Origin of the sequence: Pedobacter metabolipauper, assembly GCF_004362715.1 — a bacterium.
In the GTDB taxonomy this organism is placed as follows: Bacteria; Bacteroidota; Bacteroidia; order Sphingobacteriales; family Sphingobacteriaceae; genus Pedobacter; species Pedobacter metabolipauper.
Genome location: NZ_SNYC01000003.1, coordinates 434,788 through 455,101 on the forward strand (window position 1 = coordinate 434,788; position 20,314 = coordinate 455,101).

Consider the following 20,314-nt stretch of genomic DNA (forward strand, 5'->3'; position numbering starts at 1 on the left):
TCAATTTTATTAATCAATTATATCAAATATATGAAAAAACATTTACTGCCATTGCAGAAAGTTATGCGTTATACCCTTCTTGTTTATTCCATCATGATCGCCAGTTCGCAAATCTTATTTGCAGGCATCACCAATGGTCAGGTTCTGAATAAAAGGATAGATATTTCCTTTGAGAATGAGAACCTTTTACGTGCAATCAATAAACTGCGGACTAAGAGCGGTGTTGATTTTGCATACGACCCGGCTGTTCTTAAACTGAACAGATTTAAAACTTCCAGTCAGGATTTCGATAATGAAAAGATCGAAGTGATCCTTAATGCAATCCTCAATCAAACTAATGTGACTTACAGAGAGGAAGTTGCAGGCATCATTACCCTGGTAAAGAATCAGGATCCCGGTAAAATAACCGGTAAGATTGTAGATGAAAAAGGTATTCCATTACCTGGTGCCAGCATTAAAGTGTTAGAGCTGAATAAAGGCACGCAAAGTGCTGCCGATGGTTCTTACAGCATCAGCGCTGCTCCTGGTATTTATACCTTAACCATTAGCTACATCTCTTTTACCAGTTCTACGCAGACTAAAGTAGTGGTTAAACCAGGTGAAAGCACAACGTTAAACGTGTCTTTAACTGCACAAACCGGTACCTTAAATGAAGTGCTTGTTGTGGGTTACGGAACGCAGAAAAGAGAGAACTTAACCGGTGCCGTTGATCAGATCTCTTCTAAAGCTTTGGAAAACCGTTCTGTTTCTAATCTTGCACAGGGTTTACAAGGTATGATCCCGAATTTAAACTTAACCATGGGTGATGGTAAGCCAACACAATCGCCATCATTTAACATCAGGGGTACAACTTCTATTGGCCAGGGCGGTAATGCATTGGTTCTTGTGGATGGGGTAGAGGGTGATCCTTCCAGGATCAATCCAAATGATATTGCCAGTGTTACTGTACTTAAAGATGCAGCATCAGCATCTATCTATGGTGCCAGGGGTGCTTTTGGTGTGGTTTTAATTACCACTAAAAATCCGGTTAAAGAACGGACTTCTATTAACTACAGCATTGCCCAGTCTATTAAAAAGCCAACTACAGTGCCGGATTACGTGACTGATGGTTATACTTTTGCGAATATGTTTAACGAGGGGTGGTCTGCATGGAATGATTATTCTCAGACACCTCAGAATGTAAATAAATCCGTTAAATTCTCTCCGGCATACCTGGCTGAATTGAAACGCAGATCTGAAGATCCAAGTTTGCCCAAAGTAGAAGTGAACAGTGCCGGTGAATATGTGTATTATGATAATACCGACTGGTACAAAGAGCTTTATAAAAGCAATAACAATGCAACTGAACAAAACCTGTCCTTATCTGGCGGCAGCGGTAAAACGGATTTCTATGTTTCCGGAAGATCTTTCAGACAATCTGGTTTATTCCGTTACAATTCTGATGACTATCAAACGTATAACGTTAGGGCTAAAGGATCTATCGAATTGTATCCATGGTTAAAGGTATACAACAACGCCGATTATTCAGCTTCTAAATACCATAACCCTTTAAACGTTGGTGAAGGCGGCGGGATCTGGAGAAACATTGCCGATGAAGGTCATAACATGGCCCCGATGTATAACCCGGATGGAACATTGAGTTTCTCTGCTGCATATACAGTGGGTGATTTTGCCTATGGTAAAAACGGCATTGATATGTTTAAAAAGGTATTTCGCAATACAACCGGCTTTACGTCGAACTTCTTTGATGATAAATTCAGGGTTAAGGGTGATGTGACCTTCCAAAATACCAATAATGATGAAACCAGGATCAGGGTTCCTGTTCCTTACAGCAGAAAACCGGGTGTTATTGAATACGTTGGTTCTAACTACAATGACATTCAGCAACTGGACCGTACTACTCAATATTTAGCAACCAATATCTATGCAGAATATGAGCCCCGCTTTAGTGAAGATCATTATTTAAAGGTTCTTGCTGGTTATAACTACGAGCAAAGCACATACAAACGCTTTGAGGCCGTACGTAACGGATTGATCTTTGAAGATGCCAAAGATCTTAACCTTGCACTTGGCCAGTCTATTACTACTGGTGGCGGTTATGAGCAATGGGCTATTTTAGGTGGTTTTTACCGTTTAAATTATGCTTACAAAGATCGTTACCTGGTTGAACTGAACGGCCGTTATGACGGTTCTTCTAAATTCCCAACCGATCAGCGTTATGCATTTTTCCCTTCTGTTTCTGCAGGATGGAGAATCAGTAAAGAGTCATTTTGGAATGTAGATCCGAAAACAATTACAGATGTTAAGATCAGGGCTTCTTATGGTTCTTTAGGTAATGGTAACATTGCTTCTTATGCATTTCTTGAAAAATTTGGGATCTCTCAATCGGATAGGGTACTGAATGGTGTTCGCCCGCAGCAAAGCAGTCAGCCAGGTGTAATTCCTGAAGGCTTAACCTGGGAAACATCTACCACACAAAATATTGCTTTAGATATCGCCTTCTTAAACAACCGTTTAAACTTTAGTGGTGATGCTTACATCCGTAAAACGACAGATATGTTCACTGTGGGTATGACCTTACCATCAGTTTATGGTATCGGTGTTCCTAAAGGTAACTATGCTGATTTAAAAACCAAAGGCTGGGAAGCAACACTTTCCTGGAATGACAGGTTTGATGTTGGTGCCAAGCCATTTAATTATAACATCCGTTTAACGCTTGCCGATTATACGGCTAAGATCTTGAAATTCAACAATCCGGATCAAAGGCTTAGTGATTATTATGCCGGACAAACGGTTGGTGAGATCTGGGGTTTTGAAACTGATGGTTATTATACTTCTGCTGAAGATATTGCAAATTCTCCTGTTCAAACGTTATATAAATCGTCCAATACGGGTAAGAGCTTGCCGGGCGATATTAAATTTAAAGATCTGAACGGTGATGGTGTGATCAACAATGGTTTAAATACTGTTGGCAGTCCGGGCGACCGTAAGGTAATTGGAAATTCAACACCTCGGTATACCTATGGTATTTCTCTTGGTGCAGACTGGAAAGGCTTTTTCTTCAGCACTTTCTTCCAGGGTGTTGGTAAAATGGATTGGTACCCGGGTACGGAGAACGGAACATTCTGGGGACAGTACAACCGTCCGTACAACAAAGTTCCTGAATCTCAACTGGGTAACATCTGGAGTCCGGAGAATCCAAATGCCTATTTCCCAAGATACAGAGGTTACATTGCCCAGAACGGTTCTGGTACCTTGGCGCAGGCCCAAACCAAATACCTTCAGAATGTAGCCTACATCAGGCTTAAAAACCTGCAGGTAGGTTATAACCTACCTCAAACTTTCATTAAAAATGCGGGATTGAGTAACGTTAGATTGTTCCTTACCGGTGAAAACCTTTGGTCATGGTCGCCTTTATACAAGATTACCAAAGACCTGGATATTGAAAGTATAGGTGGTTCTGACCGTGTATTAACCGACGGTACCAATGGTAATGGTAACAATTACCCAATATTGAAAAGCTTTAGTATGGGTATATCGGCCACATTTTAATTGAGAGAACAGAAATGATTAAGAATATTTTAAAATATACAGAGATGAAGAAATTCTTTTTATGGTTTATTCCGGCAGCAATAATATTTGCTGGCTGTAAAAAATTAGACCAGGTACCTGAAGATACCGCAACCAGGGGTGCTGTATTTGGCAGTGAGAAAGGTTTGGAATTGTATGCAAATTCATTTTATCGCTTATTGCCTAATGCCAGTGATGCACATAAAGGTGATGCCATGTCTGATTATGCAGCGAGAAGTCAGGCCCCGGACTTTTTAATAGCCGGTGCGTTTGGTCCGCGTCAGAGTAACGGATGGGACTGGGACGGTTTGAGGAATATCAATTACTTTTTGGAAAATAACAAGGATCCTAATGTTCCTGCATCTGTAAGACAGCAGTATACTGCACTTGCCAGGTTCTTTAGAGCTTATTTTTACTATGCAAAGGTTAGAAGGTTTGGTGATGTACCATGGATCAATAAAACTTTTAAGGTTGATGATCCGGATCTGTACAAAGGCAGGGATACCAGGAGCCTGGTGATGGACTCGGTACTTGCCGATTTGAACTATGCGTGTGATAACATTACCAGAACTTCTGATAATTCACGCTCACTGATCACCAAATATGTAGCACTTGGTTTTAAATCCAGGGTATGCTTATATGAAGGTACGTATCGTAAATACCATACAGAAGCAAACTTAGCAGGTTCTGCGGCACAATGGCTTGGAGAAGCTGCAAGTTCAGCTGAGAAGGTGATGAACGAAGGTGGTTTTGCGTTGAACACTGCTGGTGGTGACCTTTCTTACCGCAACTTGTTTATCAGTACCGCTCCTGTGGCTACTGAGGTGATGCTTGCATCCGTTGTTGATGCCAATCTTGCCGTTTATAATGATGCAAACTGGTGGTGGACAAGTGCCACTTATGGTTCAAGAATTAGCTTTACCCGTACTTTTATCAATACCTATCTGAATATTGATGGTACTCCTTTTACGGATAAAGCCGGATATCAAACTATGGTGTTTAAAGATGAAGTTAAGAACAGGGATAAAAGACTGCAGCAAACCATTAGAATGGGTGATTATAAACGGATCAATGGTGGTACTCCTGAAGCTGCCCCTCCAATATTCTCCTATACCTACACCGGTTATCAGCCAATTAAATGGGTTTTGGATGATACAAAATATGATGGTGGCGGCTTAAACATCAACTCTATCTCTTTAATGCGCTATGCAGAAGTACTGTTGAACTATGCGGAAGCCAAATCTGAACTTGGAACCTTTACAGATGCAGACTGGGCTAAAACCATTGGTGCCTTACGTCGCAGAGCTGGTATTACCGGTGGTTTAACCACTAAGCCAGTTGCTATAGATCCATATATGCTGGCCAATTATTTCCCGGCAATTACAGATGCATCTTTGATGGAAATCAGAAGAGAACGTGGTATCGAGCTTACTTTAGAAGGCTTACGCTTTGATGATATTGTTAGATGGAAACGTGGTGAGCTGATGACCAAAGTTTGGAACGGATTTTATGTTCCGGCCTTAAATGTACCAATGGACTTAAATGAAGATGGTAAGCTTGATGTTTGCTTTTACCAGGTAATGCCGGCTAATCCGGTTGCTGGTGTAACGTACATTAACGTTGCTGCAACCATAAGTGCCGGTCAGAACCCACAACGTTTATCGAATGATACTTCTGGCGAGCTAACCTGGTTAACGGGCACACAACGTGTGTTTACAGATAAAAACTATCTCTACCCAATTCCTGAAACTGACCGGTTATTTAACCCTGCTTTGGGACAAAACCCGGGCTGGACACAATAACCCTGCTAAATACCGTACAAAATACCGGGGCTGTTTTTACAGCTCCGGTTATTAAATTTGATAACTTTAAATAAATATAGATTCAGATGAAAATTAAACACCTTATATTTTCGGTAGCACTGGCCGCAGCAAGCTTTACCGCCAATGCCCAGAAATACACAGTAGGCTCTTTCAACGTACGCTACGACAATGCTGGCGATACTGGAAACCGTTGGGAACAACGCGGACCTGTTAGTGCCAATTTAATCCGCTTTCACCAGTTTGATGTATTCGGAATCCAGGAAGGACTGAAAAATCAGGTTGATGACCTGGGGAGACTGCTTCCCGAATTTGAACATTATGGTCTTGGTCGTGATGACGGTAAAGATGCCGGTGAGCATTCGTCTATTTTCTGGCGTAAAGATAAATTCAAAGCGCTGAAAAAAGGTGATTTCTGGTTATCAGAAACTCCTGATGTACCTGGAAAAGGCTGGGACGCTACCTGCTGTAACCGCATTTGTACCTGGGTTTATTTAGAAGATCTTAAAACCGGTAAGAAGTTTTATTACTTCAATGCCCATTTTGATCACCAGGGAAAAATTGCCCGTGTGGAAAGTGGTAAACTGATCGCTAAAAAGATCAAAGAAATTGCAGGCACTGTTCCGGCAATCTTTACAGGCGATCTTAATGGCGGTCAAAAAAGCGATTGGTATTTGACTTTAGCGAATTCTGGAATCCTGACAGATACCTATACCCAGGTAAAATACCCTTATGCTAATAATTCTTCGTTTAATTCTTTTGGTAAAAATGTTGACGGTTATGAGATCATTGATCATGTGTTCGTAACTAAGGGCTTTACCGCACAGAGATGGGGGATCTTAACAGATACTTACCATGCTAAGTTTCCATCAGATCACTTTCCAATCCTGGTTGATGTAGTGTTAAAATAATTATTTTACTGTTCCCGGTAATTTGGAACAGGTATAAAAAGAGGGTTCATGATCGTTTTGATCATGAACCCTTTTTACGTTAATATATTTCGATAATTTCCATATAATTGGTATTTTATTCTAAATAATTATAATAATTTTCTTTTATTTTAAAATAATATTTATTTATACTTAAATTTTGTTTAGTATTGTATTGGATTAAAATTTGAAATCATGGAAATCATACAAACGTTGGGTACGTTAGACGCACTAACACTAGCAGATTATATTTTAAAGAATTATGGCCCGATGTCTCATTTGAAATTACAGAAGCTGGTGTTTTATTGTCAGGCCTATCATTTGGGCTATTTTAACAGCCCATTAATTGAGGATGATTTCCAGGCTTGGGTCCATGGTCCGGTATGCAGAAGGGTTTTTGATGACCAGCAGGATGTTTCTTTGCTGCACTGCGATATCAGGTACAGCAATTATAAAAATGAGGATCCGGATGTGGTGTTCTCAGAGGCATTGATATCTTCTCAAAAAGAATTTATTAAAGATATTCTTACTGATCTGGCAGCCTGGACAGGATTGGAATTGGAAGCCTGTACCCACAGAGAAAAGCCCTGGATTATTGGAAGAATAGGGTATGGGCCTGCAGATCGTTGTGAGGTTATTATTTCTAAAGAATCGATGCGTGAATTTTATTCAAAAGAACTAGTTAGCTGGTGGCCAAATTAAAGATTAAAACACTTTCTAGTGTTGATACCGGCTTGAGTTCAAGAAGAAATCATTCAATCAATGGGAATTTCAAGGTTTCGTTTCAATATTTGGATAAGACCCAGCAATATGGATCAGACTTTAAAGACTGGCAAAAGGAAGGTTTATTATCTAAAGCCATGGAAGTACTCCAGGGCTATTGCTGCAGTCCTTTAGTCGATCAGATCGATGGTCATAAATTCGCGATATATGGCAGATTTCCTAAAATAACACATACCAGGTTTGAATTACCGAAAAATATATCAGAAGATGCGGTTTGGGGTAGGATCCATGTTACAGGGATAGCCATATTAGCTGGTCATATTATTGAAGACACCTTTTATATTGTTTTCTTAGATAAAACCCATAAGTTTTATATTACTCAAAGAAACCGTACAAAGAAAGATCAATAGGACTGCATTGATCCATTTATCTATAAATAATAGACGATAAATAAAGCAATCAGATGTTTAAATGAGATGCGTAAATGCTTCAATGCACGGGTAAGCTGATTCTCAACTGTTCTTTTATTAATTCCAAGCTTTTCTGCAATTTCATCATTGCTCAATATCTGGATCCTGCTTAAGACAAAGATCTCACGGCATTTCTTGGGTAAAATCTGAAGGTAAGCATGAAGTTGTTGCTCCAGGTCGTATGAAGCCAATTGGGTGTCTCCCTCATTTTTTGAATATTGAACAGAAAGATCGGCTACATCGTCTTTGTAAACGATTGGGTTTGCTTTCAATGCTGCGATATGTTTATATACCCGATACCTGGCTGCTGCAGTTAAATACCCAATAAAAGATGCGATCTGTAATGTTTTTCGGTTTGTCCAGATGGTTAAAAAAACGTCATGCACAATTTGTTCGCAAACTTCCTGATCCTGGATATACGCATAAGATTTAGCATATATCCTCGAAGAATAACGATGGAAAAGTTCCGAAAAGGCCCTTTCATCATCATCACTTATGGATCTCATTAAATCTGCATCGGTAGTCATATTCCGAAAATTATATCTGGTTACAACTAAATTAGATTATTTAAATGATTTTAAAGTGCTTTTAAAAATATTTTTTTAAAAGTATGTGTGTGCAGTCCCCTTTAAGGTACTCTATACCTAACCAAATAGTATGACCAGGGAAGAATACATCACATTGTATGAAAAATACCTTTCAGGCGAATGTACTGAAAGTGAAATTCAACAGCTCGAAGCATTTAAAGATGACTTTTCACTATCCGATATGGAGTGGAATGACCTTCATTTAGGTGATGAGCGAGAGATCATGAACCGGATTCATCAACGACTGGTCTTCAGCATTAAAGACCGTCCTGTTCAGCGATTAAAGAGATATAGAATTTCTATTGCTGCAGCATTGATCCTCATCAGCCTTTCCGCTGTCTTCTATCTCTATTCAAACCAACAAACGGAAATTTTAGAGCAGTCGGCCGCAATTAATGTGGCTCCTGGCAGCAATAAAGCAATATTAACATTGGATGATGGATCTACTATCGTATTGGATCAATCCAATGCTGGTGTTTTAGCACAGCAGGGTACTGCCGTAATCCGTAAAGAAAGTGGGGGTAAGCTCGTTTATAATGCTTCTGCTCAACACCCAGATCAGCCTGTTAAGTACAATTCAATAGTTATCCCCAGGGGAGGACAATACCAGCTTGTCTTACCAGATGGAACCCTGGTTATGCTGAATGCCGAATCTTCATTGAGATTCCCTGTTATTTTCAATGGAAACCATCGCCAGGTTGAACTTAAAGGTGAAGCCTATTTTGAAGTAGCTAAAAATAAAGCAAAACCTTTTAAGATTAAAACCCATGGCGTAGACATTGAAGTTTTAGGAACCCACTTTAATGTCAATTCTTATCGAAATGAAATCAATACCACTCTTTTGGAAGGATCTGTAAAGTTAAAAAGTGCAAAGGATGCAGTTGTTTTAAAACCCGGACAATCCGGAGTTCTGGAAAATGGCAGCCACCTGGTGGTTAAGGTTGCCGACCTCGAATCGGTGATGGCCTGGAAAAATGGCTATTTCGTATTCCATGATGAAACGGTAAGAAGTATAATGGAAAAAGCTGCCCGATGGTATGATGTTGATGTAGAATATAAAGGGGACGTAGCTGATCAAGAATTTTATGGGAAGGTTTCCCGCTATGAAAATATTTCTGAACTGTTAAAAAACCTGGAACTAACCGGTATGGTAAATTTTAAAGTGATACCAACTGGCGTTTTAGGCAAAGGAAGGAGGGTAATCGTTATGCCATAACAGGTCTGTTATGAACCAGAAACATTACCAGAAAAAAGGTATCCCGGTGGTTGCGACACCAGGAGTACCAATGAATTGGTAATACAATGACTCTTTAACCACTTATAAACCAATAATCAAATGTATAAATTTTATACGGTAATCCTTTGTGGGTTAAAATCCCGCGTGCTGACCAAATTTCTGCTGACTATGAAACTGTTTTGTATTCTTCTGCTCGCTTCCATTATGCAGGTATCTGCATCTGGCTATGCCCAAATGGTCAGTATGAAGAAGAAAAATGCCCCGATGACTGAAGTGATCAATGATATTCAAAATCAGACTGGCTACAGTTTTATCATCAGTTCTGACCTGCTTAAAAGAACAAACCCGGTATCTGTAACGTTAACTAACGTGGCATTAAAAGATGCCCTGGATCAATGTTTTTATGGTCAGCCTTTTGACTACGTAATTAACAACAAAACCATTGTAATCACCAATAAGCGGTCTCCCGCTCTGATCATTCCTAAAGTACAAATCATAGTAACGGGTAAGATTACCGATGAAAAAGGCTTGCCCTTAATTGGTGTTAACATTACCATTAAGGGAACGCAGACCGGAACCTCTACAGATGCCAATGGAAACTATAAAATTCCGGTAACTGATGCGAATACGGTATTGGTTTACACACTTGTGGGTATGTCTCCGCAAGAAATTTCTGTAACGAACAGAACTACGATCAACGTTACCCTCAGAGAGGCGCAGACGGGTCTTAACGAAGTGATTGTAGTTGGATACGGTACACAGGTTAAGAAAGACATTACCGGTGCCATATCATCTATAAAAGACAGGGATCTGCATGAAAGACCAATAACCAATATCACTCAGGCCCTACAAGGGAAAGCCGCCGGTGTCTATGTAACTATGAAAACGGGAAGCAATAACGGCAATGAGCCAGGTGCCAATCCGGCGATATTAATCCGCGGCAGGCGTTCTCTGGATGCGGCTAATGATCCGTTATACGTAATTGATGGGATTCCAATTAATGGAGGATTTAATGATATCAATCCGGATGATATTATATCGGTAGACATTTTAAAAGATGCTTCGTCTACCGCAATTTATGGTTCGCGCGGCTCTAATGGGGTCATCATCATCACTACCCGCCGGGGTAAACTTGGTGCTGCAAGTGTTAACTACAATACGTACGCTGCCATAGGCGCCATTGCCAGGTACATTGATGTAATGACAGGGCCTGAATTTGCAGAATACAAACGGGAATCCAGACGGGCAGCAGGTACTTATGTTGATGGTGCTCCGGATGCAGACAGCAAGCTTTTTGAGGCTACTGAACTGGCATCCATTGCCAATGGATCTACTACAGACTGGCAAAGACTCATGCTGAAGAATGAATTTCGTCAAAACCATGAACTCAACATTAATGGAGGCACGGAGAAAACGAAGTATTCTGTTTCATTTGGCTTTATGGATGATAAAGGCTATAACCCTACACAGAGCTACAAACGTTATAGTTCCAGGATAAACCTGGATCAGGATTTGGGTGAGCGCTTTAAAGTGGGCGTTTCTACCCTGGCTACGTTTAGTAAGGGTAATAATGCGAATTCCTATAATACCACATTGGTTTCTAACCCGCTCGGACAACCCTATGATGCGAATGGTATGCTTTTGTTTTTACCTACAGCCGATGCGCTGCAGCCAAACCCGCTATCGGATCTGGTGGATGGTGCAGTGATCAGCAGAAACAACCGCTTCAGGATTCTAAGCAGCTTTTATGGGGAAGCTAAAATTGTTGATGGCTTAACCTTACGCATGAATTTTGGTCCGGATCTGGTTGAAAACAGGAGTGGTTCTTATTTTAGTCCGAATACGACCTATCGAAACCTGGCACAGTCTACCGCTTCCGTTTCTGAAGATTTTGCATTTCTATACACCTGGGAAAATATCATCAACTATAAAAAGACCTTTGCCAAAAAGCATAAGATTGACCTAACCGGTCTGTACAGTGTTTCTTCACGGGTATTAGAAGCTACCGGATCATCAGCGCAGGGATTACCGCTGGAGTCTTTTGAGTATTATAATATGGGTGCCGCAGGTACCATTACCGGAATCAGCAGCAGTTATGAGAAATGGTCTATTCTGTCTTATATGGGGCGTGCAAACTACTCGTTTAATGATAAATACCTGCTAACTGTTACGGCTAGGGCAGATGGCTCATCCCGCTTTGGTGCCGATCATAAATGGGGATTTTTCCCTTCTGCAGCGCTGGGATGGAATATCATGTCTGAAGATTTTATGAAAAATATTGAAGCCATCAGCAATCTGAAGCTTCGTGTAAGTTATGGTAAAATTGGTAATACTGGCGTAACTACTTATTCAACCCAGGGAAGGCTGGGGCGTACCCAATACGATTTTGGCGGCAGCGATGCATTTGGATACCGCCCGTTAACGATTCGTAATGACGATCTCAGGTGGGAATCTACCACGGCCTTAAACCTTGGGCTCGACTTCGGTTTGTTAAACAGCAGGATTGCTGGTGCAATAGAAGTCTATCAGTCTGAGACCAACGATCTATTGCTTCAAAAGGTGCTGCCTGCATCCGGAGGGTTTGGTTCTGTGCTGCAGAATATTGGTTCGACCAGGAATAAAGGGATCGAGTTCTCGGTTTCCACACAGAACATCCTTCCCAAATCAGAAAATGGATTTTCATGGAGTACAGATTTAAACCTGTTTGCCAGCAAAGAACGAATTACAGAACTATCTCAGGGTAAAGTAAGTGATATAGGTAGTGCCCGTTTTATTGGTCAGCCAATTGCTGTTTTTTACGATTACAAAAAAATAGGGATCTGGCAGACTGGCGAAGCTGTTGAAGCGGCAAAATACTCTTCAGCTGTAGGACAGGTGAAAGTACAGGATACCGATGGAAATGGTAAAATTGATGCCAATGACCGGGTGATTGTTGGTACCGACCTGCCGGATCTTACTGGTGGTATAACCAACAGGTTTACCTTTAAACGTTTTACACTATCCGCACTCGTAATTGCCAATTTTGGAAATACGTTTGTTAGCCCAATCTATGAGAATGGAAATAATGTGTTTGCATTTCAGGGCCGTTATAATAACCTGAACGTTAATTACTGGACTAAAAACAACCCAACTAATGATTTCCCACAGCCTAATAATGCGACTTCCGGACCATTATTTTCGAGTTCATTGAAGTATTTTGATGGCTCATTTGTGAAGATCAAGAACTTAAGCCTTGGGTATGAGTTCGATTCTAAGTTTGCGAAAAAGATTGCTGCAAAGTCGCTCCGCATTTATGGAAGCGTTCAGGATCCGTTTGTATTTGCACCATATGTACGCAATTACAATGGTACTGATCCGGAAATACCCGGCAGACCTGCTTTAGTAACCTATACGTTTGGACTTAACGTTTCCTTTTAATTATATCTGTTATGAAAAAAATATATCTAGCCCTAATATTTTCTGCTGTATTGTTCAGTACTGCGTGTCAGAAAGAACTTATAGAAGATAGCCGATCACAGGTAACTGATGATTATATCAGCACACCTGATGGTTTTCAAAATGCCGTAAATGCAGCATACAGCTATCTGCGTTACTACTATGGAACAGAACTGGGATCTAACTTAAGCGTGAGCGGTACCGATGAATATACCGTTGGATCTGATGGCGACCGTGATTATAATGCTTACAATACGAATTTGAATCCTGCAAAAGGCAATTTTACCGACGCCTGGAACAGGTTATACGAGGCTATTAATACCTGCAACGCTGTGATTAACAGGGCACCGTTAATTGCTGGTATTGATGAAACCTTAAAAAACACCAGGGTGGCGGAGGCCCGATTTTTACGTGCCCAGTTTTACTTTATCCTGGTTCAAACGTATGGACCGGTTCATTTGACACTAACTGAAACCAAAGGTGCCGTTACTACCGCTTCAAGAACTCCTGTTGCCGACATTTATAAGGCCATTATTGCAGATCTTGATTTTGCTGTTTTAACGTTGCCGCCAACTACCACCAATTACGGAAGAGCCATAAAACCTGCTGCCGAACATTTGCTGGCTAAGGTTTATTTAACCCGAGCAGGGATCAGTAATGATCAGGCAGATTATGCCAAAGCTGCTGAACTTGCTAAAAATGTAATCAACAATTATGGCCTTAAACTGCTGGATAACTTTTCCGATGTATTTGCTCAGGGAGCCGGCGAGCGCAATAACGAAGTGTTTTTCTCCGTGCAGTATAGTACCAATATACTAACCAATGGTGACGGTAATAAACAGCATTTGTATTATACTTTTCCTTACGATCTGCAGCCTGGTATGCAACGCGATCTGGCCAATGGCCGTCCCTTTAAGCGGTATAAACCAACGGCGTATAATTTAAATACTGTATATAACCACACGTTTGACGGCAGGTTTGATAAGACCTTTAAACGCGCTTATTTCTGTAATAAACCAGGAACCTATACCATAAATGGTCATTCTGTAGCCATGAAACTTGGGGATACGGCGGTATTTTTTCCGGATGTCGAGTTAACACCCGCACAGATCGCAGCCAAAAATTACTCGGTGTATCCGCCCAGTAAGGTAACCGAATTGTTGTATCCAACCCTGACCAAATATATAGATCCATTGCGGAAAGATGTAAATGATGAGGCAGGAAACCGTGATTTTATCCTGATGAGGCTTGGTGAAACTTACCTGATTGCTGCTGAAGGATTGCTGATGAGCGGACGTCCGGATGAAGCTGTTACCTTTATCAATACCTTAAGAAGGAGAGGGGCAAAAACGGGTGCCAATGCCACAGAGACGGCTGCCAATAAATTGGCGATGGAGGTTACTTCCGGACAATTAAACCTTGATTTTATCCTTGATGAACGGATGCGTGAACTGAATGGTGAACATCAAAGATGGTTTGACCTGGTGCGTACCAAACAACTGGTTGCCAGGGTGAAATTATACAACCCGCTTGGTGCAGTAAATATTAAAGATTTCCATATGCTGAGACCAATTCCTCAATCACAAATTGACCGGACTGATGGTGGAATTGCTGCTTTTCCGCAAAACGAAGGGTATTAATTACTGCATTTTTTGAGATCGGCAGCAACTTGTTCCGGAGTGTACATGCCTTGTTTATTGCCAAATGAATTTGTGACATAAACGATCAGCTGTGCAAGGTCAATATTGGCCAATGTATTAAAATCAGGCATTTTGTCTTCAAATTGCTGACCGTTAATGGTGATGGTACTGTCCATACCATATTTGATGATACAAGCGATCTTTTGCTTATTCTCTTTTAAAAATATGCTGTCTGTAAGGCCGGGGGTTAGTGCACCTAACCCCTCGCCATTTACACCATGGCAATTCTGACAGTTCTTAATATAGATGTCCCTGCCGTTGGTGTAATAAATATCCTGTTTAAGCTGGTCTGCGCCCTGGCAGGAATAGATCATGGATGCTATAGCAGCTATGAAAATCAAACTTAGTACGGTTCTGCGCATGGCTATTTATTATCTTCTGCCAGCAATACGGGCAAATCTTTTAGCAGCTGTGCTACCTGATCCGGGTTAGTACCGTCATATGCACCGCGGATGTGTTTTTGCTGATCTACCAGGATCAGATAACCCTCGTGTACATAGTTTTCTTTTTCTTTGCTGTCTTCAAAAACGGCCACCAGGTAGTCTTTTGCCAATTGGTAAACCGGCTCTTTTTCACCGTAAGCAAATTGCCACTTGCTGGTATTTACGCCTAATTTCTTTGCGTATCTCTTTAACACATTTGGTTTGTCGTATTTAAAGTCAATGGTATGTGAAAGGAACATCACCTTCGGATTGTCTTTATACTTCTCATAAATATCCTTCATATTCCGGTGCATAACCGGACAGATGCCTGAGCAGGAGGTAAAGAAGAAATCAGCAATGTAGATCTTATCTTTAAACGTGGCGTTATCAATGTATACACTATCCTGATTTAAAAAGCGAAATGCCGGGATAGATTGATAGAGGGTATCAATGCTTGTGCTTCCATCCGGGTTTTTAACGGTTATAGCTTCCCGTTGTCCATAAACAGGCAGTTTTCTGTTTTCCTGGCAAGCAGAAAAAAGAAGAATAAAACAAGATAAAAGGGTGTAAAATAGATAGGCTCTGGACTTCATAATGCAATTTTATTTCGGGGCAAAAGTACATCATTCGAAAAATTAATGGGTAATGTACAGGTAATAAAATTGTTTTTATCTAAGTTTGCAATTCATAAGTTCTTTACTTTATTTCTTCATCAACCGGAAAAGGTTCTGCTTAATTGCAGATTAATAGGGAATCGTGTGTAAATCACGAGCTGTCGCGCAACTGTAAGTAGCACATCAGTTTTTACCAGCATATATATCCACTGTTTCAATCATGAAATGGGAAGGATGGTAAAAATGTTACAAGTCAGGAGACCTGCCTTCACCGAATTGACAATGCTTTCGCGATCTGAAGCATGGGTCAGGTATGATGTACCAGGCAACCGCAATTCTTAAGAATGGCTGTTGGCATGCACCTGTACCTCTATCTTTCTTATTCTTTTCACGGCAGTATTGTGAAGTTCAGCAACAAGGGCTTTTAACTGATTTTTTCAATTAAATGCAAAAGAAAATGCTAACAAACAATCTAGGCTATCCGCGAATTGGTAGCAACAGAGAACTCAAAAAGGCCTGCGAGAGCTATTGGTCGGGCAAATCAAGTATTCAAAACCTGGTACAGACTGGCAGGGACATCCGTCAGAAAAACTGGAAACTGCAGCAGGAAGCCGGTATAGACCTGGTCCCAAGTAACGATTTCTCGTTCTATGACCAGGTACTGGATCTTTCATTAACGGTAGGGGCTATCCCTAAGCGCTACCATGAAGTGATCTTAAATAAAGCGAATACTGAGCTTGATCTTTACTTTGCTATGGCCAGGGGCTATCAGAAAGAGGGCCTGGATATTACCGCAATGGAAATGACCAAATGGTTCGATACCAACTATCACTACATCGTTCCAGAGTTTACAAAAGATCAGCAGTTTAAACTGTTCTCTACTAAACTTCTGGATGAGTATAATGAAAGTAAGCGCCTGGGTATTAAAACTAAACCGGTAATTATTGGCCCGGTAACTTATCTTTTGCTCGGTAAAGAGAAAGAGGCCGGCTTTGACCGGATAGACCTCATAAGGAACTTGCTGCCCGTTTATATTGACATTCTTAAAAAATTGGAAGACCAGCATGTGGAGTGGGTTCAGTTTGATGAACCTTTCCTTTCCATGGACCTTACTGAAAAGGATAAAGCTGCGTTTAAATATGTTTATGCGGAAATTAAAAAGCAATTTCCAAATCTTAAAACCTTGCTGGCTACTTATTTCGAAGCACTGAAAGACAACACGGAGCTTGCTGCTTCGCTTCCGGTTACTGCGTTACACATTGACCTGGTCCGTAATCCGGAACAACTGCAACCTGTTTTAGATGCCATTCCCGATCATAGGATGCTTTCTGTTGGTATTATTGATGGCAGGAACATTTGGAAGAATGATTTTAAAACTTCACTGGATCTTCTTGAACGTTCACTTTCAGTTTTAGGCAAGAACAGGCTGATTATTAGTCCTTCGTGCTCTCTCATCCATTCGCCTTGTGATTTAGACCTGGAAACCAATGATGCTGTGCTGACCCCTGAAATTAAACAGTGGTTATCTTTTGCGAAACAAAAGATTGCTGAGCTTGCTGCCTTAAAACAATTGCTGAATAAAGAAGAAGCTGCCGGTTCTAAACTTCTTGATAATATCCAGGCCAATGAAAACCGTAAGCATTCTGCATTGATCCACAATCCTGCCGTTAAGGACCGGGTTGCTCAAATTACAGAGAAAGATAAGAACAGGGCTAATGTGTTTTCTATCCGTAAAGTAGCACAGCATAGTGCTTTAAAACTCCCTTCGTTCCCTACAACGACCATCGGTTCTTTTCCTCAAACCCCGGAAGTGAGAAGCTGGAGAGCTAAATATAAAAAGGGGGAGCTTACCGCCGCTGAATATGATGCCCTCATTGAAAAAGAAACTGAAGAAACTATCCGCTTTCAGGAAGAAACAGGTATCGATGTATTGGTTCATGGTGAATTTGAACGCAATGATATGGTAGAATACTTTGGTGAGCAGCTTGCCGGCTTTTCTTTTACCAAAAATGGCTGGGTTCAGAGCTATGGAAGCCGCTGTGTTAAGCCCCCGGTAATTTATGGTGATGTTCACCGTCCGAACGCAATGACCGTTAGATGGTCTGCCTTTGCCCAGTCATTGAGCGGGAAATGGGTTAAGGGAATGCTTACCGGTCCGGTAACGATCCTGCAATGGTCGTTTGTACGTAATGATCAGCCGCGCGCTGAAACCTGCACCCAGATTGCCCTTGCCATCCGGGATGAAGTGGTTGATCTTGAACATGCCGGCATTAAAATTATCCAGATTGATGAGCCCGCCATTCGTGAAGGTTTACCATTGCGCAAGGCCGACTGGCAAAATTACCTGGAATGGGCAGTTACGGCATTCCGCATCTCTGCAAGCGGTGTTGAAGATGAAACCCAGATCCATACCCACATGTGCTACTCCGAATTTAATGACATCATTCAGAATATTGCTGATATGGATGCTGATGTGATCACCATTGAATGCTCACGCTCTCAAATGGAACTGTTGGACGCCTTTGCTGATTTTAATTACCCGAATGAAATTGGCCCGGGTGTTTATGATATCCATTCTCCGCGCGTTCCTTCTAAAGAAGAGATGGTCCATTTGCTGGAAAAAGCAAAAAATGTAATTCCTTCTGAACAGCTTTGGGTGAATCCTGACTGCGGTTTAAAGACCAGACATTGGGATGAAACGAAAAAAGCTTTGATAGAAATGGTCGCTGCTGCAAAAGTACTGCGGGAATCTGTGGAAGAAGCCGTAACTTTGTAAAAAATTAGGGCAGATAATTGTCTGCCCTTTTTTACAGAATTACATAGACACGAATGAGAATAAGGAAAAATGCAGTGATTACTGCGGTTGGAGGTTATGTTCCGGATACCGTTTTAAGTAATCATGACCTCGAGAAAATGGTGGATACCAATAATGAATGGATAATTTCCAGAACAGGTATTAGAGAAAGAAGGATCGTTAACGATCCGGAAATCGCAACATCGGATATGGCAACTTATGCTTTAAAGAGGTTAATGGAAGACGGAAATGTGAGACCGGATGAAATTGATTGTGTAATTGTATCAACTTCAACACCCGATTATGTGATGGTATCTACCGGTAGTATGGTCTGCGAAAAAGCAGGACTTACCAATGCCTGGGGTATAGATACCAACGCAGCATGCAGTGGCTTTCTATACGCGCTTACCTTAGGGGCCAGCATGATTGAAAGCGGCCGCTGTAAGAAAGTTGTCGTTATTGGTGCCGATAAAAATAGTTCTATCGTTAATTATTCTGACCGCAATACCTGTATCCTTTTTGGTGATGGTGCCGGTGCCGTTCTTTTAGAGCAAACCGAAGAGCCTGTTGGCCTGGTTGATAGCTTTTTTAGAACCGATGGTTCCGGTAAAGAGAACCTGATCGTTACCGCCGGAGGTTCTAAATTCCCCGCTTCTCAGTCTACCATTGATGATAAACTGCATTTTGTGCGTCAGGATGGCCGTGTGGTTTTTAAAGCCGCAATACAAGGCATGACGGATACCTGCAACGAGATCCTTCGTGCCAATGACCTGGTTAGTTCACAAATTGACTACCTGATTCCGCATCAGGCCAATCTAAGGATCATTCAATCCGTTGGTGATTATCTGGGTTTAACGGAACAACAGGTAAAAGTAAATATTGATAAATACGGTAACACGACTGCTGCAACCATTCCGCTGTGTTTATGGGACTTTAAAGACGATTTTAAATACGGCGATAAATTGATGCTGACCGCTTTTGGTGCTGGGTTCTCCTGGGGGGCTACGTATTTGAAATGGGGGAATTTGAGAAGCAATAAGTAAAAATTGACCGTTCTCTTCCAAGGCTGGAATAATTTCGATGAAGAATCGAAATGAATCCTAGGCCTTTCAGAGAAGGTAAATTTTTAACCAAAATTGCCGGAAGGAAGAGAATTACATTGCAGGATTCATAGCGGGGTTGGTTAGTTTGATTCATTGCAGGATTTATTAGCAGGATTCATAGCGGGGTTGGTTAGTTTGATTCATTGCAGGGTTTGTTAGCAGGATTCATAGCGGGCTTGGTCAGTTTGATTCATTGCAGGGTTTATTAGCAGGATTCATAGCAGGGTTTGTTAGCAGGATTATAGATAATCAGAAATAACCAAATTTAAATCAGGATGTAGAGTGTGTATTGTAGTTATTAAACTGCAAGGGCTGCTGTATTGGGTTTTGGTTAGATTTTAAAAAAGAAATAATGACAATAGAAGAAAAGATCCAGGCTTGTGAAACGAGAATTTTCAAGGCCGTGTTTCCAAATACCACCAATCATTACGACACCTTGTTTGGCGGTACGGCCATGATGATGATGGATGAGGTTGCCTTTATTACCGCAACCCGTTTTAGCAGACAGATCATGGTTACCGTGAGTAGTGACCGTATAGATTTTACGAAGCCAATACCGGCAGGAACTATTGTTGAGCTAATTGGTAAGGTGATCCATATCGGTAATACCAGTATGAAGGTAAGCGTAGAAATTTATATCGAACAGATGTATTCTGAACATCGTGAGAAGGCAGTAACGGGAGAATTCTCCTTTGTTGCAATCGATGAATATAAAAAACCAGTGTCGATTATTAAATAATTAATGGGAGATAGGTTTCATGCGCTTCGTTACCTATATTTGCAGCGAAATGTTACTTAAACCTATTTCTTTCGTACTTCTGTTCAGTTTGCTCAGCGCAAACTGTTCCAGTTTATTCGTTTTTTTAGGCTTTGAAGTCAACCAAAAGTACATTGCTCAAGAACTTTGCGT

14 protein-coding genes and 1 riboswitch are annotated in these 20,314 nt (G+C 41.1%); of the genes, 11 read left to right on the forward strand and 3 right to left on the reverse strand.

Going from position 1 to position 20,314, the window contains the following annotated elements; genetic code table 11:
- Positions 1–30: 30 nt before the first annotated feature.
- From ATK78_RS01955 to ATK78_RS01975, 5 genes are all read left to right on the forward strand, one after another.
- Positions 31–3,552 carry a SusC/RagA family TonB-linked outer membrane protein gene (locus ATK78_RS01955; RefSeq protein WP_133574369.1) on the forward strand — a complete coding sequence of 1,174 codons (3,522 nt, stop codon included), beginning with the start codon at positions 31–33 and terminating at the stop codon, positions 3,550–3,552.
- Positions 3,553–3,596: 44 nt separating this feature from the next.
- Positions 3,597–5,372: a RagB/SusD family nutrient uptake outer membrane protein gene (locus ATK78_RS01960; protein ID WP_133574370.1), complete on the forward strand. Its 1,776-nt coding sequence runs from the start codon at positions 3,597–3,599 to the stop codon at positions 5,370–5,372.
- Between the two features lie 86 nt (positions 5,373–5,458).
- A complete protein-coding gene (locus ATK78_RS01965) occupies positions 5,459–6,301 on the forward strand; it encodes an endonuclease/exonuclease/phosphatase family protein (protein ID WP_133574371.1) in 843 nt (280 codons plus the stop codon).
- A gap of 213 nt (positions 6,302–6,514) precedes the next feature.
- Positions 6,515–7,021 carry a Panacea domain-containing protein gene (locus tag ATK78_RS01970; RefSeq protein WP_133574372.1) on the forward strand — a complete coding sequence of 169 codons (507 nt, stop codon included), beginning with the start codon at positions 6,515–6,517 and terminating at the stop codon, positions 7,019–7,021.
- Positions 7,009–7,452: a hypothetical protein gene (locus ATK78_RS01975; RefSeq protein ID WP_133574373.1), complete on the forward strand. Its 444-nt coding sequence runs from the start codon at positions 7,009–7,011 to the stop codon at positions 7,450–7,452. The genes ATK78_RS01970 and ATK78_RS01975 overlap by 13 nt, the downstream gene beginning before the upstream one ends.
- Before the next feature lie 20 nt (positions 7,453–7,472).
- On the opposite strand, the gene ATK78_RS01980 is transcribed toward ATK78_RS01975, so the two are convergent.
- Positions 7,473–8,039, reverse strand: coding sequence for an RNA polymerase sigma-70 factor (locus ATK78_RS01980; protein ID WP_133574374.1), 567 nt, complete (start codon positions 8,037–8,039; stop codon positions 7,473–7,475).
- Between the two features lie 130 nt (positions 8,040–8,169).
- Here ATK78_RS01980 and ATK78_RS01985 point away from each other — a divergent pair, with 130 nt between their 5' ends.
- The 3 genes from ATK78_RS01985 (at position 8,170) to ATK78_RS01995 (ending at position 14,411) form a co-directional block, all read left to right on the forward strand.
- Entirely contained in the window at positions 8,170–9,315 is a 1,146-nt protein-coding gene (locus ATK78_RS01985; protein ID WP_133574375.1) for a FecR family protein, read from the forward strand.
- Between the two features lie 120 nt (positions 9,316–9,435).
- A complete protein-coding gene (locus ATK78_RS01990) occupies positions 9,436–12,753 on the forward strand; it encodes a TonB-dependent receptor (RefSeq protein WP_133574376.1) in 3,318 nt (1,105 codons plus the stop codon).
- 11 nt (positions 12,754–12,764) lie between these two features.
- The gene (locus ATK78_RS01995; RefSeq protein WP_133574377.1) at positions 12,765–14,411 is read left to right on the forward strand and encodes a RagB/SusD family nutrient uptake outer membrane protein; all 1,647 of its coding nucleotides are present in this window, start codon (positions 12,765–12,767) and stop codon (positions 14,409–14,411) included.
- On the opposite strand, the gene ATK78_RS02000 is transcribed toward ATK78_RS01995, so the two are convergent.
- Positions 14,408–14,833: a c-type cytochrome gene (locus tag ATK78_RS02000; protein WP_133574378.1), complete on the reverse strand. Its 426-nt coding sequence runs from the start codon at positions 14,831–14,833 to the stop codon at positions 14,408–14,410. The two genes, ATK78_RS01995 and ATK78_RS02000, sit on opposite strands and share 4 nt — an antisense overlap.
- A 2-nt stretch (positions 14,834–14,835) precedes the next feature.
- Positions 14,836–15,486, reverse strand: coding sequence for an SCO family protein (locus tag ATK78_RS02005; RefSeq protein WP_133574379.1), 651 nt, complete (start codon positions 15,484–15,486; stop codon positions 14,836–14,838).
- Between the two features lie 113 nt (positions 15,487–15,599).
- Positions 15,600–15,791: riboswitch (cobalamin riboswitch) on the forward strand.
- A gap of 173 nt (positions 15,792–15,964) precedes the next feature.
- Here ATK78_RS02005 and metE point away from each other — a divergent pair.
- The 3 genes from metE to ATK78_RS02020 all read left to right on the forward strand — a co-directional run bounded on the left by metE (position 15,965) and on the right by ATK78_RS02020 (position 20,143).
- On the forward strand, positions 15,965–18,283 hold the full coding sequence (metE, locus tag ATK78_RS02010; protein ID WP_133574380.1) for a 5-methyltetrahydropteroyltriglutamate--homocysteine S-methyltransferase: 2,319 nt from the start codon (positions 15,965–15,967) through the stop codon (positions 18,281–18,283).
- Between the two features lie 53 nt (positions 18,284–18,336).
- A complete protein-coding gene (locus ATK78_RS02015) occupies positions 18,337–19,344 on the forward strand; it encodes a beta-ketoacyl-ACP synthase III (protein ID WP_133574381.1) in 1,008 nt (335 codons plus the stop codon).
- Between the two features lie 412 nt (positions 19,345–19,756).
- Complete coding sequence (locus ATK78_RS02020) at positions 19,757–20,143, forward strand: acyl-CoA thioesterase (protein ID WP_133574382.1); 387 nt, start codon at positions 19,757–19,759, stop codon at positions 20,141–20,143.
- The last annotated feature ends 171 nt before the right edge of the window (positions 20,144–20,314 follow it).

Bases quoted from the DNA above. Each gene is read 5' to 3' on its own strand.
- ATK78_RS01955 (WP_133574369.1), top strand. From the start codon at position 31: ATGAAAAAACATTTACTGCCATTGCAGAAAGTTATGCGTTATACCCTT.
- ATK78_RS01960 (WP_133574370.1), top strand. From the start codon at position 3,597: ATGAAGAAATTCTTTTTATGGTTTATTCCGGCAGCAATAATATTTGCT.
- ATK78_RS01965 (WP_133574371.1), top strand. From the start codon at position 5,459: ATGAAAATTAAACACCTTATATTTTCGGTAGCACTGGCCGCAGCAAGC.
- ATK78_RS01970 (WP_133574372.1), top strand. From the start codon at position 6,515: ATGGAAATCATACAAACGTTGGGTACGTTAGACGCACTAACACTAGCA.
- ATK78_RS01980 (WP_133574374.1), bottom strand. From the start codon at position 8,039: ATGACTACCGATGCAGATTTAATGAGATCCATAAGTGATGATGATGAA.
- ATK78_RS01985 (WP_133574375.1), top strand. From the start codon at position 8,170: ATGACCAGGGAAGAATACATCACATTGTATGAAAAATACCTTTCAGGC.
- ATK78_RS01990 (WP_133574376.1), top strand. From the start codon at position 9,436: ATGTATAAATTTTATACGGTAATCCTTTGTGGGTTAAAATCCCGCGTG.
- ATK78_RS01995 (WP_133574377.1), top strand. From the start codon at position 12,765: ATGAAAAAAATATATCTAGCCCTAATATTTTCTGCTGTATTGTTCAGT.
- ATK78_RS02000 (WP_133574378.1), bottom strand. From the start codon at position 14,833: ATGCGCAGAACCGTACTAAGTTTGATTTTCATAGCTGCTATAGCATCC.
- ATK78_RS02005 (WP_133574379.1), bottom strand. From the start codon at position 15,486: ATGAAGTCCAGAGCCTATCTATTTTACACCCTTTTATCTTGTTTTATT.
- metE (WP_133574380.1), top strand. From the start codon at position 15,965: ATGCTAACAAACAATCTAGGCTATCCGCGAATTGGTAGCAACAGAGAA.
- ATK78_RS02015 (WP_133574381.1), top strand. From the start codon at position 18,337: ATGAGAATAAGGAAAAATGCAGTGATTACTGCGGTTGGAGGTTATGTT.
- ATK78_RS02020 (WP_133574382.1), top strand. From the start codon at position 19,757: ATGACAATAGAAGAAAAGATCCAGGCTTGTGAAACGAGAATTTTCAAG.